General features: G+C 62.9%; 17 protein-coding genes, 1 tRNA gene and 1 pseudogene. 7 read left to right on the forward strand and 12 right to left on the reverse strand.

Annotation, left to right across the window (positions count from 1 at the left end; translation table 11 throughout):
- Window position 1: 1 nt before the first annotated feature.
- Genes Cocul_RS13015 through Cocul_RS06825 form a run of 3 tightly spaced genes read left to right on the forward strand, consistent with a single transcriptional unit; the run spans window position 2 to window position 1,542 of the window.
- Window positions 2-520, forward strand: a complete 519-nt coding sequence (locus Cocul_RS13015) for a GNAT family N-acetyltransferase (RefSeq protein WP_055122517.1) — start codon at window positions 2-4, stop codon at window positions 518-520.
- Entirely contained in the window at window positions 517-912 is a 396-nt protein-coding gene (locus tag Cocul_RS06820; RefSeq protein WP_055122518.1) for a phage holin family protein, read from the forward strand. The genes Cocul_RS13015 and Cocul_RS06820 overlap by 4 nt, the downstream gene beginning before the upstream one ends.
- Window positions 913-963: 51 nt before the next feature.
- Window positions 964-1,542 carry a DNA-3-methyladenine glycosylase gene (locus tag Cocul_RS06825; protein WP_055122519.1) on the forward strand — a complete coding sequence of 193 codons (579 nt, stop codon included), beginning with the start codon at window positions 964-966 and terminating at the stop codon, window positions 1,540-1,542.
- On the opposite strand, the gene Cocul_RS06830 is transcribed toward Cocul_RS06825, so the two are convergent.
- The 9 genes from Cocul_RS06830 to Cocul_RS06865 form a co-directional block, all read right to left on the reverse strand.
- Entirely contained in the window at window positions 1,516-2,292 is a 777-nt protein-coding gene (locus Cocul_RS06830) for an MBL fold metallo-hydrolase (protein WP_055122520.1), read from the reverse strand. The genes Cocul_RS06825 and Cocul_RS06830 overlap by 27 nt on opposite strands.
- Window positions 2,289-2,420: a hypothetical protein gene (locus Cocul_RS13020; RefSeq protein WP_281176074.1), complete on the reverse strand. Its 132-nt coding sequence runs from the start codon at window positions 2,418-2,420 to the stop codon at window positions 2,289-2,291. Before Cocul_RS13020 ends, Cocul_RS06830 begins: the two co-directional genes overlap by 4 nt.
- Window positions 2,404-2,727 carry an SRPBCC family protein gene (locus Cocul_RS06835; protein WP_055122521.1) on the reverse strand — a complete coding sequence of 108 codons (324 nt, stop codon included), beginning with the start codon at window positions 2,725-2,727 and terminating at the stop codon, window positions 2,404-2,406. The genes Cocul_RS13020 and Cocul_RS06835 overlap by 17 nt, the downstream gene beginning before the upstream one ends.
- Window positions 2,724-3,209, reverse strand: coding sequence for an RrF2 family transcriptional regulator (locus tag Cocul_RS06840; RefSeq protein WP_055122522.1), 486 nt, complete (start codon window positions 3,207-3,209; stop codon window positions 2,724-2,726). Before Cocul_RS06840 ends, Cocul_RS06835 begins: the two co-directional genes overlap by 4 nt.
- An 8-nt stretch (window positions 3,210-3,217) precedes the next feature.
- Window positions 3,218-3,796: an NAD-dependent epimerase/dehydratase family protein gene (locus tag Cocul_RS06845; protein ID WP_055122523.1), complete on the reverse strand. Its 579-nt coding sequence runs from the start codon at window positions 3,794-3,796 to the stop codon at window positions 3,218-3,220.
- A gap of 74 nt (window positions 3,797-3,870) precedes the next feature.
- On the reverse strand, window positions 3,871-4,965 hold the full coding sequence (locus Cocul_RS06850) for a Fic family protein (RefSeq protein WP_245622127.1): 1,095 nt from the start codon (window positions 4,963-4,965) through the stop codon (window positions 3,871-3,873).
- 61 nt (window positions 4,966-5,026) lie between these two features.
- Window positions 5,027-6,388, reverse strand: coding sequence for a M20 family metallopeptidase (locus Cocul_RS06855; protein ID WP_055122524.1), 1,362 nt, complete (start codon window positions 6,386-6,388; stop codon window positions 5,027-5,029).
- Between the two features lie 100 nt (window positions 6,389-6,488).
- A complete protein-coding gene (locus tag Cocul_RS06860) occupies window positions 6,489-8,111 on the reverse strand; it encodes an AbgT family transporter (protein ID WP_055122525.1) in 1,623 nt (540 codons plus the stop codon).
- A gap of 85 nt (window positions 8,112-8,196) precedes the next feature.
- A complete protein-coding gene (locus Cocul_RS06865; RefSeq protein WP_055122526.1) occupies window positions 8,197-8,970 on the reverse strand; it encodes an enoyl-CoA hydratase in 774 nt (257 codons plus the stop codon).
- Window positions 8,971-9,121: 151 nt separating this feature from the next.
- Here Cocul_RS06865 and Cocul_RS11910 point away from each other — a divergent pair, with 151 nt between their 5' ends.
- Window positions 9,122-10,087: an Abi family protein gene (locus tag Cocul_RS11910; protein WP_082422225.1), complete on the forward strand. Its 966-nt coding sequence runs from the start codon at window positions 9,122-9,124 to the stop codon at window positions 10,085-10,087.
- Here the strand turns inward: Cocul_RS11910 and amn are convergent.
- Complete coding sequence (gene amn, locus Cocul_RS06870) at window positions 10,080-11,465, reverse strand: AMP nucleosidase (protein ID WP_425388779.1); 1,386 nt, start codon at window positions 11,463-11,465, stop codon at window positions 10,080-10,082. The genes Cocul_RS11910 and amn overlap by 8 nt on opposite strands.
- Window positions 11,466-11,505: 40 nt before the next feature.
- Here amn and Cocul_RS06875 point away from each other — a divergent pair.
- The 3 genes and pseudogenes from Cocul_RS06875 (at window position 11,506) to Cocul_RS06885 (ending at window position 14,884) form a co-directional block, all read left to right on the forward strand.
- Window positions 11,506-12,985, forward strand: a pseudogene (locus tag Cocul_RS06875) (peptide MFS transporter).
- A 344-nt stretch (window positions 12,986-13,329) separates the two neighbouring features.
- Window positions 13,330-13,524, forward strand: coding sequence for a hypothetical protein (locus Cocul_RS06880; protein WP_055122528.1), 195 nt, complete (start codon window positions 13,330-13,332; stop codon window positions 13,522-13,524).
- Window positions 13,525-13,564: 40 nt separating this feature from the next.
- Window positions 13,565-14,884 (forward strand): M20/M25/M40 family metallo-hydrolase, encoded by a 1,320-nt coding sequence (locus Cocul_RS06885; protein ID WP_211257108.1) that lies wholly within the window; start codon window positions 13,565-13,567, stop codon window positions 14,882-14,884.
- 101 nt (window positions 14,885-14,985) lie between these two features.
- Here the strand turns inward: Cocul_RS06885 and Cocul_RS06890 are convergent, their stop codons facing one another.
- Together Cocul_RS06890 and Cocul_RS06895 are read right to left on the reverse strand one after the other, a co-directional pair.
- The gene (locus Cocul_RS06890) at window positions 14,986-15,303 is read right to left on the reverse strand and encodes a CHY zinc finger protein (RefSeq protein WP_055122530.1); all 318 of its coding nucleotides are present in this window, start codon (window positions 15,301-15,303) and stop codon (window positions 14,986-14,988) included.
- Between the two features lie 670 nt (window positions 15,304-15,973).
- Window positions 15,974-16,058, reverse strand: a tRNA-Leu gene (locus tag Cocul_RS06895).
- Between the last annotated feature and the right edge of the window lie 150 nt (window positions 16,059-16,208).

A 16,208-nucleotide genomic window follows, 5' to 3' on the forward strand; every position in this document is an offset into this window, starting at 1 on the left:
CATGGAATTGACCATCCGGCGGGAGACGGAAGCGGACATCACCACCATCCGCTCACTGATTACCCGCGCCTTTGCCGATGATTACCACTCCTGGCACAACGAGCAGGAGCTGGTGGAAAAGCTGCGCGACGCAGACCAGCTCTCCCTCTCCCTGGTGGCCGTCTTGGACATGGACATCGTGGGCTTCCTCGGGGCCACGCGCCTGCGCTGCGCCGACGGCTCGCCCGGCTGGTGCGTGCTCGGCCCCCTCGCCATCGAGCCGGGGGCCCGCCACGGCGGGATCGGCACCGCCCTGCTTTCCCGCGCTCTCGACGCCCTCCGCGCGGAGGGTACCCGCGGCGCGGCGGCCCTGGGGAACGCCGATTTTTATCACAGGTTTGGGTTCCTCCCCGCCCCCGGCCTCCGCCTGGGGCTGGAGCGCAGGGCCGGGGCGCAGGTGGAGGTGCTGGCGCTTTCCTTCGACGGCTCCCCCGTGCCCCAGGGCGAGGCGGAACCCCTGGCGGAGGGAGGCGCGCAATGAGCGGTCTGTGGAACTTCTTCATCCGGGCCGTGGGCACGGCGGTGGCGCTCTGGGCGGTCACCGAGCTCATCGCCGGGGTGTCCATTTACGGCGCAACGCAGGAGGAGCGCCTGGTGGCCTTCCTCGGTTCCGCCGCCCTGATCGTGGCGTTGAACATGACGGTGCGCCCGGTGCTGCGCCTCATCGGCCTGCCGCTGACGATTCTCACCCTCGGGTTCTTCGCCCTCATCATCAACGCCGCCGTGTTCCTCTTCGCCGGTTCCCTCTCCTCCTCGCTGGGCCTGGGGCTTTTCGTAGCCGATTTCCGCTCGGCCTTCTGGGGTTCCATCGTGATGGGCCTGGTCAATTGGCTGCTCGGGCCGCTCACCGGGATGCTGCGGGCGCGGCGGTGAGGGCTGGTGCGGCGGGGGCGTGGATAAGCACCAACACGTTGGGGTGCCACCGTGATTGATTTCTCCGCCACGGCCGATGTAGTGGCACCCCAACTGCTGGGCTGCCGCCTCACCCATGCCGGGGTCACCCTGCGGCTCACGGAGGTGGAGGCCTACCTGGGTGCCGAGGACGCCGCCGCCCACACCTACCGGGGCGAGACTCCCCGCAACCGGGCGATGTTTGGCCCCGGCGGGCGCATGTACGTCTATCTCTCCTACGGGATTCACCGCGCGGGCAACATCGTGTGCGCCCCCGAGGGCGTGGGCCAGGGCTGCCTGCTGCGCGCCGGCGAGGTCATCGGCGGCGAAGAGATTGCTTGGCGACGCCGCGGCGACGTCCCCTTCCACCGGCTTGCCCAAGGCCCCGGCAACCTTGGCTCGGCGCTGGGCCTGGATCTCGCGCACAATGGCGCGCCGGTCACCGGGCCCGACTTCCTGCTCCACCCCCGTGAGGAGGAGCCGGAGTGGGTGTGCGGGCCGCGCATCGGAATATCCAAGAATGTGGACGCACCGCTGCGGTTTTGGATTCCGGGGGATAAGACGGTGAGCGCGCGGCGGGGCGGCTCAGGCCGCAAGCGCGGCGCGCAATAGCCCGGGATCGTGGGCGTTCACCAGCAGGATCGAAGGATCGCCCATGAGGCTACCCAGCCGACGTTGATTCTCCCGCAGGGCTGCACGATCCTGCGCAAACGCCGCCTCCTGGAGGCGGAGGGCCACGGGCGGCCGCTCCTTCCCCGTGAGGGTGCCGGGGTGGTAGAAGGAATCACCGGCGTGAAGCACCCACCGGGAGCCGGTATCCACGGCCACGGCCGCGTGACCCCGGCTATGCCCCGGCAGGGGAATGAGAAAGAGGCCGGGCGCGAGGTCATCAAGCGGCGTCAGCCCCGTAAAACCGCGCCACCGCTCGCCCCGGGGCGCATGCCCCACCAGGTGCGGGCGATGAGCCCACTGATGGCTGTTGTAACGCTGCCGCTCGAACCAGGTGGGGCGCTGGGTGATCGCGTACTCCTCCGTGGTGCTCACGTGCACCGTGGCCCAGGGGAGATCGCTCAACCCCCCGGCGTGATCGGAATCCCCGTGCGTGAGCACGATGTCCCGGACGTCTCTGGGGTTGAACCCGAGCCTCTGAACCTGCCGCACCGCGGTTTCCTCTTCCCGCAAGGCGGGCCGTATGACCTTGTGATATGGCCCGATGCGCCGCCACGGGTGCGCGGTATCGGCCAGCCCAAACCCCGTGTCCACGAGTATGAGCCTGTCCGCGCTTTCTATCAGGAGCACGTGGCACACCAGGAGCGCGCCCGGCATGTTCATGCTCCCGCAGTTCAGGTGGTGTACCTTCATCTTTCAAAGTTCCTTTTCCCGGCACCCATGATGGTGCCATAGAGCCTCGCGGCCACCCACCGTCCCAGCGCGCTCAGCGGGGTGCTCAGCGGCCCGGCGGGAACATGCAGATCAATCTCCCACTCCACCAGGGTGTGCTCCCCGTGTTCCAGGAATCGCAACTGCGTAAAATCCTGGCGCACCGGGGGGCACGGAGCGCACCACGCGGTAGGTGATGCTCCGCTGCGGGCCCTGCGGCTGGGTATCGGTGATCTCCTCGTGATACACGCCGCCCACCATGGTGACGGTGCGGGTGGAACCCACGCCCAGGGCTCCCGGAGTATCCGGCCGGCAGCGCAGCACCATCACGGAGTCCTCGTAGTTGGTGCAATCATAAAACCAGGCATATACCTCGTCCGGGGAGGCGGGAATCACCGAGGATATGGTCACGCTCATGGCTTATTCCTTTCCAGGATCAGGGGGTGCTCCGCCCAGTCCACCGTGCCCTCCGCATAGGCCTCCTCCTCCAGGAGATCGGTGAGGGGCAGGCTAGATAGGGCATCGTTAAAGGCCTCCGCCGCCCGGTCAAAGGTGCGGTAAAAAAGGGCAAGTGAGTGCTCCATGTGCTCGGAGGAATCAAAGAGCCGCTCCGCCAGGGTGCTGGCCCCGGCGGGGGGTTCCACGCTTTCCATCGCCCCCATCACGTCCCCCAGGCTCAGCGTCTCCACGCTGCGCCTGAGGGAGTATCCGCCCTCGCGCCCCGGAATGGCGGTGATGAGTTCCGCCTCCACGAGCATCCGAAGCACCTTTTTGAGGTAGGAGTCAGAAACGCCCAAAATGGTGGACATGGTGGCGCTGGGCAACGGGGTATGCCCCTTTTGCAACGCCATCATCATCACCACAAAGACGGCCTGCTCCGTGCTGCGATTGATTTTCATGAAAGCAATTATGCTGCCGTGGATCGCAGGCCAGAAACCAACTTTCCTGCCACCTCTTCCGCCGTCACCGGCTTAAAGGTGGAGGAGAAAAGGCCCAGGAATTTGAAGATCGGCACCATCTTGGCCAGCGCGTCCTGGCGCCCGGCCCCGTACACCACCGTGGGCTCCACGCTCACCAGGGGGACCGTGGACTTTCTCAGCTCGCCAAGGATCTCCCGTTTCATGGTCACAAAGGGCTTGGGGCCGAGCAGCCCGCCGATCATTCCCATCGCCCGCGCGCCGCGCTCCTCCGCCAGGCGCTTCATCGCCATCGCGGGATCGTAGTTGATGCTCTTGAGGGCGGCGGCATCCTTCTCCGGACGTCCCAGGAAGTCCACGATGGTGTCGAACTTCTCCGGCAGCACCGCCGCCAGGGAGTCATAGGAGGTGGCGTCGGCGGCGATGGTCTTTACTCGCGGGTCGCTGAGTTCATTCTTCCCTGAGCTGGACACCACCAGGAACTCCGCGGCGGGGTCCGCCTTCAACCACTGTCGCGTCACCTCGCGGCCGATGTAGCCGTTACCACCCAAAAGAACGTTGATGCTCATGATCTTTCCTCTCAGAATCGGGGATATTCAATATCTATGGATAGAGAATATCCACGTTTCCGTGAGTGTGCAACTCATACGGTCGCGTCGCTGTTCAGGGCGCTTAAAGCCAGGCGATTGATAAAAATCTTCTCCCTCCCCACCTTCACCTCATCGAGCAGACCCAGCTCCGCCACGCGCGCCAGCCACACCGAGGCCGTCTGGCGCTGCGCCAAGCCAGCGCTCACCACATCGGAGATGCGGGCGTATGGGTTGCGCATGAGTATCTCCGCCAACTTTTCCGGCGCGGCCACTCGCCCGGCCTCCCGCATACGGTGGGCCATCGTTGTTTGAATATCCCGCAATTCATCAATGAGCGCGGCTGCCTCCCGCGCCGCCGCCTCCACACCCCGCACCATGTACAGCAGCCACGGCTCCCACTCCTGGTGCGTGGTTACCCTCCGCAGCCTGCGGTAATACTCGGTTTTGTTCCGAACAATGTACCCGGATAAATACAGCACCGGAAGCCTCAAGACCCCCTCCTGCATGAGCATGAGGATATTTAAGATACGGCCCGTGCGGCCATTCCCATCATGAAAAGGGTGGATCGCCTCAAACTGATAGTGCGTGACCGCCATGAGCACCAAGGGATCCAGGCCGTGATCCGAATAAAGAAAACGCTCCCACGCAGAAAGATGCCCCTCAATCACATGCTTTCCCTCCGGGGGCGTGTACACATGCTCCCCCGACGAGGGATTACCAATGTACGTCCCCGGAGTCGCCCGCACCCCCATCTCCACTCCCTGCAAGGTAGAGCATATATCCGCCGCCAACTTCACCGATACCAGGCGTTCCCGCAACCGCTCCACACCACGAAAAAGCGCAGAAGTGTACCTCAGCGCTTCCTTAGTCTCCGGCGTCGGAGCCACCTCAACCGACCACGCAGCGCGAAAAAGCTCATCGGTGGTAGTCACGATGTTCTCAATCTTTGAGGAGGCCTGCGCCTCACGCAGCGGGATAGTCGTGGTGATGATCTGAGGATTAGGGATCAACTCACATGCCTTATCCAGAGAAGCAAGCTGGCTGCGTGCATCAATGACCGCTTTGAGCACAGCCACCGTTTCTAGCGATTGCTCCGGCGGCAGCGGTGGCAAGTCGTTGTAGGGGATGCTCGTATATAGAAAAGCCATGAGCAGACCCTACCGCAAGCACACACCAGACGTGTCGATTTTCTCCTGCAATTTCGACACGTCACTCCACCCGCAGCACACCCCCGGCCGCCTTGAACTCCTCCCGCGCGGCGGCGAGGAGGGGGGCGTCGCCAAGCGTATCCAGGGCCACCTGACCCAGGCCGATGGCGGAATCCACGGCCGTATCCACGGCGGCCTCGGAGCGCGCGTACTCCGCGAAGGCCCGCGTGTGCAGCGCCACTCCCTGCGGAGCGATCTTCACCATCGGATGAATCCCCGGCACCAGATGAGAAACGTTGCCAAAATCCGTGGAGGCCGCCAGGGTATCCGGTACCACCCCGCCGGGGAGGGCCCGCCGCCCGCGTTCCTCCTGGGTGGCGGCCCAGCGCGCGGACAGCGCGTGATTGTTGCGCACCGGCAGGCTGGCGGGGTGCTCGTCCCACTCCTTGCTCACCTCCACCCCGGCCATAAGCGCGGCGCCGTCGAGCACGGCGTCGATACGCTCGGAGAGGTCGCTGAGGGTCTGCGCCATGAGCGAGCGCACGTAGATGGTCATGGTGGCGGTATCCGGGATCACCGAGGGCCGCTGGCCGCCCTCGATGATGATGGCGTGCAGGCGATCCGAGGGCGGCATTTGCTGACGCAGCAGGCCAAATCCCTGGTAGGCGAGGGTGGCGGCGTCGAGCGCGTTGCGGCCCATGAAGGGCTCCGAGGAGGCGTGCGCGGCCACGCCATGAAAGGTGGCGGTGAGGGTGCGCCGCCCCACCCAGGCGTGTTCTGCGAGGTCAAAGGAAAACGGGTGCACCATCATCGCCGCGTCCACGCCCGCAAAAGCACCCCCGCGGATCAGGTATTCCTTGCCCGTGTGCCCCTCCTCCGCGGGCGTGCCCAGCAGTATGATCCGCCCACGCACCGCGTCCATGTTTTTTATGCTTTTCGACGCCGCCAGGAACGCCCCCACGCCCGCCGCCGCGATGATGTTATGTCCACAGCCGTGGCCAATGCCGGGCAGCGCATCATACTCCGCGAGGATCGCCACCGTAGGATCGTACTGCGGATCAAAGTTCGGTGAGGCACACTCCGCGCGTAGCGCGGTAGCCAGGCCGCCCACCCCCACCTCAACCCGGTGTCCGTGGGCCCGCAGCAGGGCCGCGATGGTGGCCGCTGCGTGATGCTCCTCGAAGGCCTCCTCGGGATGATCGTGCAGGTCAAAGGCCAGTTCTCGCAGATCCGCACGCAGAGACTCCCCGACCGTGGCGATGCGCTTCCAGGCGCTCCGCTGCCCGGGATAGGACTCGGCCTCCTCCAGGGCCGTGGCCTTCGCCTTTCTAGCCGCAGCCCTGGCCGCCTTGGCCGCCCTCGCCCGGCGCTCTATCCCCTCCCGCATCGCGTCGAGATAAGCGGTAGAGGGTTGGGGGAGCATGAGGTTCCTTTCTTGTGCCGGTGCTTACCCCAGGGTAGTTCGGCGTGGAAGGGGGCGCTATGTTGTCCCAGAAATCTCAACGTTTCACGTGAAACGTCCCCTACCCCAGGAAGATCCCCGCACCTGGCCCCAGGGGTAGATCGGCATAGAACCACAGCGCCAGCAGCAGCACCCACGTCAGCCCGAAGGGAATCACAAACACAAACATGCGGGACATCAGCGTGCCCAGGCCCGCCTGCGGCTCGTACCTGCGCAACATGCCCAGGATCACGATCATGTACGGGTTCAGCGGCGTGATGATCTGCGTGGCGGAATCTCCCACGCGGAAAGCCGCCTGCACAAAGCCCGGCTCGTACCCCAGCAGCGCGAACATGGGCACAAACACCGCCGCCATGAGCGTCCACATCGCGGAGCCGGAGATAATCAGCAGGTTTAAGCAACTCGCCAAAATGATGAAGGCCAGCACCGCGGCGAATCCGGTGAGGCCCACCGCCTCCAGCCCCGCCGCGCCCTTCACGGCCGTCCAGGTACCGATGCCCGTCCAATTAAACAGCGCCACGAACTGCCCCAGGATGAAGGCAAGCACCAGAAACTCCAGCATTCCCTTGAGCGCCTCGGTCATCATATCCACGGCATCATCCACGCTGCGGATCGTGCCCACCACCACGCCATAAGTGATGCCCATGACAAAGAAGAACACCATCACCAGGAATACGATGGAGTTCAGCAGCGGCGACTGAGGCAAGAAACCGCCCTCCTCATTGCGCCACGGGGAGCCGGGGAGCAACACCGCCACCAGCACCACCGCCGTGGCCAAAAGGGTGGCCCACAGAGAGATCTTCAGCGCCAGCCATTCCCTGGGGTCCAGCTCTGCGGAAAGATCCTCCTGCCCCGACCCCTGGGCGCCGGTGCCGCCTTCTCCGCTCTCCTCGTCGAGAGCCCGCTGCTCGGTAGGCACGTTCTGGCGCGTCATGCGCGGTTCCAGCACGCGATCAATGAGGAATCCCGCGATGAGCCCCAGCAGGATCGCGGACGCGATATTGAAGTAATAGTTAGATACCGGGTTGACCTCCTGGGCCTCCAGGCCCGGCAAGCCCTCCATCACAGCGTTGGTGATGCCCGCAAAGAGAGCGTCTAGGCTGCTGGGCACTAGGGAGGTGGAATAGCCCGCACCCACGGCGGCGAAGCCCCCGAGGAGGCCCGCTACGGGGTGCCGCCCGGCCGCCTTGAACACCATCGCCGCCAACGGCGGCACCACCACGAAGGCGGCGTCCGCCATCACGGAGGCCGTCACGCCGGTGACTCCCACCGCGTAGGGCAGCACCGTCTTATTTGCTGAGCCAAAGAGCTTGCGGATCAGCGCGGCGAGCATTCCCGAGCGCTCCGCAATGCCCACCGCGAGCATGATGGGCAGCACCGTCACCAGCGGCGGGAAACCGATGTAATTGTCCCCGATATTCTCCGTGAACCACACCAGCCCCTCGCCGGTGAACAGGCCCTTGATGCTGAGCGTCTCTCCCGAACCCGGCACCTGCACCGAGGCCCCCGACCACGCCATGAGCGAGGACGCCACGGCAGTGATGAGGAAAAGAATCAGGAAGAGCAGAAAGGGGGTGGGCAGTTTATTTCCCACCGCCTCGATGGTGCCGAGGAAGCGATCACCCCACTTCCCCAGGGTGCCGCGTGGTTCTGCCTTCGTCTCCGTAGTGGTCTCTGCGGACATAAAAGGGCCTTCCGGTTACGTGTTTGCTTCACCATCGCGCGTGCGATGTGGTACACGATACACAGAAGGCCCCCGCGGGGCTCGCTTAAGCTCCCCGGAACTCAGGCTTTCGCTTATCGACGAACGCCGCCATGCCCTCCTTCTGATTCGCCGAAGCGAACACGGAGTGCACCAGACGGCGCTCAAAGAGCAGCCCCTGGCTCAGGTTCGCCTCGAAGGCAGTATTAACGGCCTCCTTGACCATCGTGGCCGCCACCTTGGACTTCCCGGCGATAGTATGCGCCGTCTCCAGGGTCTGATCCAGCAAGTCCTCATCCGCCACCACGCGGGCCACCAGGCCGGAGCGCTCCGCCTCCTGGGCATCCATCATGCGCCCCGTCAGGCACATCTCCATCGCCTTGGCCTTGCCCACCGCGCGGGTCAGGCGCTGAGAGCCGCCCATGCCCGGCAAAATACCCAGGTTGATCTCCGGCTGACCAAAGCGCGCGCTCTCCGCAGCGATGATGAAATCACACATCATGGCCAGCTCGCAGCCGCCACCCAGCGCATAGCCGGACACCGCCGCGATGATCGGCGTGCGCGCCCTGGTCAGGGCATCCCAGCCGCCAAACCAATCGGCGTTGTACATCTCCGTGGCGCCCTTGTCCGCCATCTCCTTAATGTCCGCTCCAGCGGCAAAGGCCTTGGCGGAGCCCGTTATCACGATGGCCCCGATCTCCGGGTTCGCGTCCAGGCGGGTCACCGCCTCCGTCACCTCGCCCATGAGCTCGTTGTTCAGGGCGTTGAGAGCCTTGGGGCGGTTCAGAGTGATGAGCGCTACGCGCTCGTGGACTTCCTCGATGATAGTGTTCTGCGTCATAGTTCCTCCTTCCCCGGCCAGTGTACGGGGTTGGGGGGTGGTGGGGGTAGCAGGATTACACGCAGAACCCATTGTCATGTACAGTATGTATCAATCGTTCAGCCCGCCCCGAGCCTTGCTTGGGAGTGGGCTGGATCTCTATAATTGGTCCATGCAACACGTCTCATCGAAACCGCCAACAAGCGTCCCAGAACAAATATCCCTATTGCGCGAGCGCGGAATGCAAATGAGTGACACCATAGCCACACAATGGCTTAGTACCGTAGGCTATTACAGACTTTCAGGCTACTGGTACCCTGCACGAATCATAAAAAATGGAAGAAGAGAAAATAACTTCATCCCTGGAACACATTTTAATGACGCAATATCACTCTATGAAGCCGACCGGAAATTACGCACACTTGTTCACGACGGCATGGAGCGTATAGAAGTAGCACTCAGAACAAAACTCTGCAACCAGATATGCGCTAATGATTCACTCGCCTACACCGATCCCTCAATTTTCCGCCCAACCTTTAACCATCAATCCTGGACGCAGGCCGCAAATAAACGAATTAAAAGATCCCTCCGCCATAACGAAGCAATCAAGCATTATAAAAATGACTATGCTGGCGACTACCCATTCTGGGTCATGGCCGAGGTGTTGGACTTCTCCGACATATCAAGGCTATACGAGGGACTAAAGACCGGAGATCAACGAGAGATTGCAGAAAATCTCGGAATTACTATCGATCTCCACCTTTTATCCAAAGAACAAAGAAATAATGTCACCGCAGGGTCTCCTATGGCCCGCTGGTTTGAACACTTTACAATCATCAGGAATACATGCGCTCACCACGGGAGATTATGGAATAAATCATTCGTTCCCACCCCTACCAATGCGCTAAGAACCATCTCATCAATCAATACACTTCCTCAAGGCCAGAGCGAAAAAATTTATGGCGCCTTAATCCTCATGTCATATCTACTACAGGGCATATCCCCCGGAACAACATGGCCTAATAAGGTATCATCCCTTATAAAAGAATCGTTTTTCACTAACCCAATTGTCACCCCTCAAGCACTAGGTGCTCCATCTGATTGGGATGGCTCAATCTCCTCCGCAACCCTCACCTAAACGGCACCTCCCCAATGGTGCGCCGTAGTTTGCGGGTGCGCAGCCGCTGCGGGTCCTGGGCCAGGTATTCCATCGCCCGCACCGCGCACATCACGTGCGCCTCCTTGGAGGAGGAATAAAACGCCTGGGCCTGGGCGGGGAGTTTGGGCACGGCATGGAGGGGTAGGTCGGAGACGCTGAGCAGGGTGCCGTAGGGCACGCGGTAGCGGTACCCGTTGGCCGCCAGGGTGCAGGATTCCATGTCTACGGCCACCGCCGTGGAACCGCGCAGCCATTCCCAGAGTTCTCGGCTGGTGCGCCATTCCCAGTTGCGGTCGTCGGTGGAGAGCACCGTTCCGGTGCGCATGAGGGATTTATCGTTACCGTAAATATCCGCCACGCTGGATTCCAGGGCGCGTTGAATCTCCGGCACGGCGGGAATGGGAACGTCGCGGAGGATTCGTCCGTCCATCACGTGATCCTCGCGCTGGTAAGCGTTACCCAGGATAAGATCGCCCATTCTCATGCGCCCGTCTAGGCCCGCGCAGTGGCCGATCATGATCCACGCCTCCGGACGCAACACGGCCAAGCAATCGGTGATGGTTTTGGCGTTTGAGGGGCCCACGCCGATGTTAATCATGCTGATGCCGTCGCCGGCTTCGGTGCAGAGGTCATAGCGCGGCATTTGCCGGGTGGAGGCCGTGTCTACTTCCTGATCTTCCCCGGTAATACGCCGCCCGTTCGGCAGAACCAACTGGGTATATCGCGTGTCCTGTCTGCCTAATTGTCGCAGGCCAAAGTCCACAAACTCGCTGGTGTGCATGGGGTAATTGGTAAAAAGGATGTATTTTTGCAGCGTTTCCACCGCAATGCCCGTGTAGTGCTCAATGCGCGCGCAGGCAATGTCACAGCGCTGCGGCCCAAAGTGGAAGAGCGGTTTAACGGGGCCGTGGAATACTTCCCAGTTACTATCGACGATCCCGTCATCCACCTCATCGAGCGTCGGCCTGGGTACCGCGTCCCCCAGGTCTCCCGCGCGGCGAGCCTCGTCCACGTTTTCTAGGCCGCGAATGTACTCGGGTGGTATCCGCGTGGTGGAGGGCCCTACGAAAATGTCGCACGGGTAATTGTTCACTAGCTGGGTGAGTTGTTCGGTGAGGTAACCGCGCAGCAGGCGGGGCTTGCTCAGCTCGGCGGCGTAGCGCCCAGCCTCGTCCACGTAACCGAAGGGCGCGCCGCGATCAATCGGCCGCCACTGCTTCACCTCCACCTCCAGGCGGGGGTAGGTGACCTCGCTGTACCCCGCGTAGTTTCCCCACCGGAAGATGTCTGCCGCGCGGGCCGTGGCGGCGTCGTAAAGCTCTATGAGGCGTTCAATCGCCTCCCCCACTCCGAGCATCTTTTCCATGTTTCCCGAGGGTACTCACTACACTATCCCCATGAGTACCGCTGAGGGCCGCACTTTCCTGGGCCAGCCGTGGGGCCTGGCCAATCTGTTTGGCATCGAGCTGTGGGAGCGTTTCAGCTACTACGGCATGGTCACCATCCTGGGCTATTACCTCTACTACTCCGCCACAGACGGCGGCCTGGGCATGGACGAGGGCACCGCGCTCTCCCTGGTCGGGGCCTATGGCGGGTTCGTGTACATCACGGCCGTGGCGGCGTCGTTTTTCAGCGATCGCCTGCTTGGCCCCGAGCGCACCCTCTTTCTCTCCGCGATACTGGTCATGGCAGGGCACATCGCCCTGGCCCTGATCCCCGGCTTCGCGGGGCTGGGCGCGGGCGTGGCACTCATCGGCCTGGGTTCCGGCGGGGTGAAAACCGCCTCCCAGGTGGTGCTGGGCGATCTGTATTCCCGCACCGACCCCAAGCGCGATGCCGGTTTCTCCATCTTCTACATGGCCGTGAATATCGGGGCTCTGCTTGGCCCACTGGCCACCGGCGCGGCCTGGGGGCACGGCGGCTTCCACTGGGGTTTCGGCCTAGCGGCCATCGGCATGTGCATCGGACTCACTCAGTACGTCCTCATACGCAAGGGCACCATCAACCCGGATAGCCGCCGGGTACCCAATCCCCTGCCCCGCAGCCAGTACCTGCCCTGGGCGCTCGGCGGCCTGATCCTCCTCGCGATCCTCGTCGCTCCCTTCGTTTTTGGCCTCCTCCCCCTCAAGAACCTCTCGCATTACATGGCCGCCCTCGCGTTCCTGGCCGCCGTAACCCTGCTGACTCAGATGTTCCGCTCCCCGCACACCACCGCGCAAGAACGTTCCCGCCTGGTGGGCTACCTGCAGATGCTCTTTGGCTGCGTGATGTTCTTTGCCATCTTCCAATCGCAGTTCACCATTCTGGCGCTGTACACGGACATGCGGGTAAACCTGGACGTCAATCTGGGATTCACTCAGTTCCACCTCAAGCCCAGCCAGGTGCAATCCATCAACCCCCTCTTCATCATTCTGTTCTCCGGGGTCTTTGCCGCGCTCTGGTCACGCCTGGGCGAACGCCAGTGGTCAAGCCCCGTGAAGTTCGGCGTCTCCAACCTCATCATCGGCGCCTTCCTGTTCCTTTTCCTCCCCTACGCCGGGGGCGGCGCGGGCTCCACCCCGCTGCTCATCATCGTGGCGCTGCTTTTCCTCTTCACCATGGGCGAACTCCTGCTCTCCCCGGTGGGCAACTCGCTGGCCACCAAGGTTGCCCCGCGGGCCTTCAAATCCCGCATGTTCGCCGTGTGGCTGATGGCCCTTGTCCATGGGCACCTCGCTCGCCGGTGTGCTGGGCGCACAATATGAGGCGGCTATCGACGCCGGCCCCGCCGCCGAGCGTGCCTTCTTCCTCACCGCCGCGGGCGTAGCGATTAGCCTGGGCGTACTCCTGATCCTGCTGCGTGGCTGGGTGGTGCGGAAGTTCGGGGACGTGAGGTAAAAGTCCATTGAGGAAGGAGAGAACGAGAATAAAAGTTCTACAGAATTCTTGACAGACCACACATCATTCACGTATCGATGGATAGTGATAGAGATCTCCGAGACAACTATTCCCCACTATCAAAGGAGAGATAGTTGAAATATAGAGTCTCGTTCTGTGTGGCATTAATTCTAACAACAGGAATGATATTATCTTCATTCTCAAGCAATAACTCAACCATAGAGATAAAGGAATCCGTTACTGAGTCTAGCGAGACTAGCGCGTCTAGCGCGGAAGTAAGCCCCGCCCCCGACGGTGCCGATGCCACCGAACCCGGCCAGAGCCCCGGCAGCGGCGGTGATGGCATGAATGGTGGCGATGGCGGCAACGGTTATGGCTGGGATCCCTCCACACTCAGCCCGGAGGAACGGCACGAATACGAGTTGCACGAACGCCTCAAGAACGCCGACACCACCACCATGAGCCCGGAGGAGCAGGAGAAATTAGAACGGGACGCTCAGCAGTACGCCGTGGATAAGGTCCGCAAGTACACCCAATAAAATCACTCGCCGCGCGGTGTTCAAGCCCATAATGGAGCCCATGTCCCTCTACGATGACACCCTCGCCCTGCTCCAGGAGTTGATCCGCAACGCTTGCGTCAATGACCTCACCCCGGATTCCGGCCAGGAGGTGCGCAACGTGGAAACGCTGGAGCGTTTCTTTGCCGGTTCCGGGGCGACCTCCCGGCGCTTCGAGCCGCACCCCGGGAGGACGTCGATAGCTTTTAGCGTGGAGGGCAGCGAGCCTGACGCGGAGCCGCTGACCCTGCTTGGCCACATCGACGTGGTGCCGGTGGACGAGGCTCAGTGGAGCACCGAGCCTTTCGGCGCGGAGATTCGAGACGGCAAGTTATATGGACGCGGCGCGATGGACATGCTGTTTATCACCGCCACGATGGCGGCGGTGACCCGCGAGGTGGCCCGCACCGGCCGCCCACGGGGAACCCTCACCTTCGTGGCCCTGGCCGATGAGGAGGCGCGCGGCGGCCTGGGCGCGGGCTGGATCGCGGAGCACATGCCGGAGGCGTTTAGTTGGCGGAATTGTCTTTCGGAGACGGGCGGCTCCCACCTGCCGGTGCGTGACGGTTCGGACGCCGTGGTGATTAACGTCGGGGAGAAGGGCGCGGCGCAGCGGCGGCTGCACGTCACGGGCGATGCCGGGCATGGTTCCACCCCGCACGGCAAGGATTCCGCGATCGCGCGGATTGGGGAGGTGGCGCGCCGCATTGCCGCCGCGCAGCCGCCGATCACGGATAACCCCCTGTGGCAGGGCTTTGTGCGGGCGTTCCGCTTCGATCCCGCCACCGAGCGGGCCCTGCTGGCGGGCGCGGGAGATTACGGGGTGTTTGGCGATCTGGCCGGCTATGCCCAGGCCTTTTCGCACGTCACGCTGGCCCAGACGGTGCTGCGCGCGGGCGGGGCGATCAACGTCCTGCCCTCCCACGCTTGGCTGGACATGGATATTCGCCCCCTCCCCGGCACCACGCAGGAGGAGATCGACGCCCTGCTGCGCACCACCCTGGGCGACCTAGCCGAGCAGGTGCGCATTGAGCACCTTATTACCGAGCCCGCCACGCAGTCCCCCGCCGAGGGGCCGCTGTGGGAGGCCCTGGTGGACACCGTTCACGAGGACTTCCCCGAGGCCGCCGTGGTGCCGGTGCTCGCCACCGGGGGCTCTGACCTGCGCTTTGCCCGACGCCTCGGCGGCGTGGGCTACGGCTTTGCCCTCCACGCCCGCGAGCGCACCCTGGCGGAGGCTAACAAGCAACTGCACTCCCACGACGAGCACATTCACCTGGAGGACCTGCGCCTCACCGTCCATGCTTATCGACGCCTCGTGCGCCGCTTCCTGGGTGCATAACGGCTTAATCTCACACGGAATCGGCGCGCAGCCGTTTTGTGTGAGATTAAGGGGGTACCTAATCTCACAATCTTAGTGTGTTTAACAAGCTTTCTTCATCGTTAGCCGTCAAAGTACATCCCCTCATGCGCCGCGCACCCCGGGTTAAAGGCATGACCACACCCCGGGCACCCCACCGCCCCGTGATATTCCGCGTACCCCATCCGCTTCCCGCACACCCCGCACAGCACGGCATCGGCCCGCTGCTTGCTCACCCGCCCAAAAGGGTGATCGGCCTGCTCCTCGTGACAGCGGTGGCACGCCCACCACTTTCCGCAGGTAGCGCACCGATTAGCCACCACGTCCCAGTGCTGCCGGTAATGGGAGCAACGGCCCTGCGCGTCTACCTCGCTGCCACAGATTTCCTCCGCCAAAAACATGGGCTTCAGCCTAGCCCGCACGCTAAGGGGTGCCAGTGCGCCGCCCGCGCCCCGCTTATCGACGCCACTGGCACCCCTTAGCGCTAGGACACCAGCGGCGTCGGGAGCCGCCAGGAAACAGCAACTGCCAAACCAACGCCACCCACCCCAAAGGGTGCCAGTTCCGTCAAGATCTCAGACCCCACCGCCCCGATGGCACCCTTTAGAACGCTGAAGAAGCACGGGCCGCCCCACCCTCAGTACCTCGATCGGCATAGTTAGCCCCAAGGGGTGCCACCAACGCCACCCACGACCACCCAGCCCCATCAATGGCACCCCTTAGTGCTAGGGCTCCTGATAAAATCGGCATCTTCGCCGGTCAACCCACTTGAAGAAGCGTGAAAAACAACATCGGCGGAGTCCTTGAAAGGTCTTTCATGCCCAATCATCATCCTTCCCGTAGTTGGCGCGGCTGCGCCTTGTGCAAACCACATAAACGCCGGGGTGTCGGCCGGGCCGCCCGGGATACTGCGGCGGTGAATCGTCAGTTGGGGCAAAAGCGCCGGTATTCCCGCCACGGTCTGGGCCTCGATCCCCTCAACTCCTAGGCCCCTCACCCCTAGAATCCACCCGCACACCCCACAGAGAAAAATCCCACCCACTCCCTCGCGGGAGCAGGCGGGATATTCTGTGGGCGAAGGGGGACTTGAACCCCCACGTCCAAAAAGGACACTGGCACCTGAAGCCAGCGCGTCTGCCAATTCCGCCACTCGCCCAAATCAAGTGGCCGCGCTTGCGACTTCTTAGACTCTATACTCAGCACCTATTCCAAGACAAACACGCAGTTCACACCCTCTTTATCCACCCCTCCACACCCCCACTCAAACCCGTCGCGTCTATCCATCACCCACCCTTCCCCTTATACT

Source organism: Corynebacterium oculi (genome assembly GCF_001412105.1).
In the GTDB taxonomy this organism is placed as follows: domain Bacteria; phylum Actinomycetota; class Actinomycetes; order Mycobacteriales; family Mycobacteriaceae; genus Corynebacterium; species Corynebacterium oculi.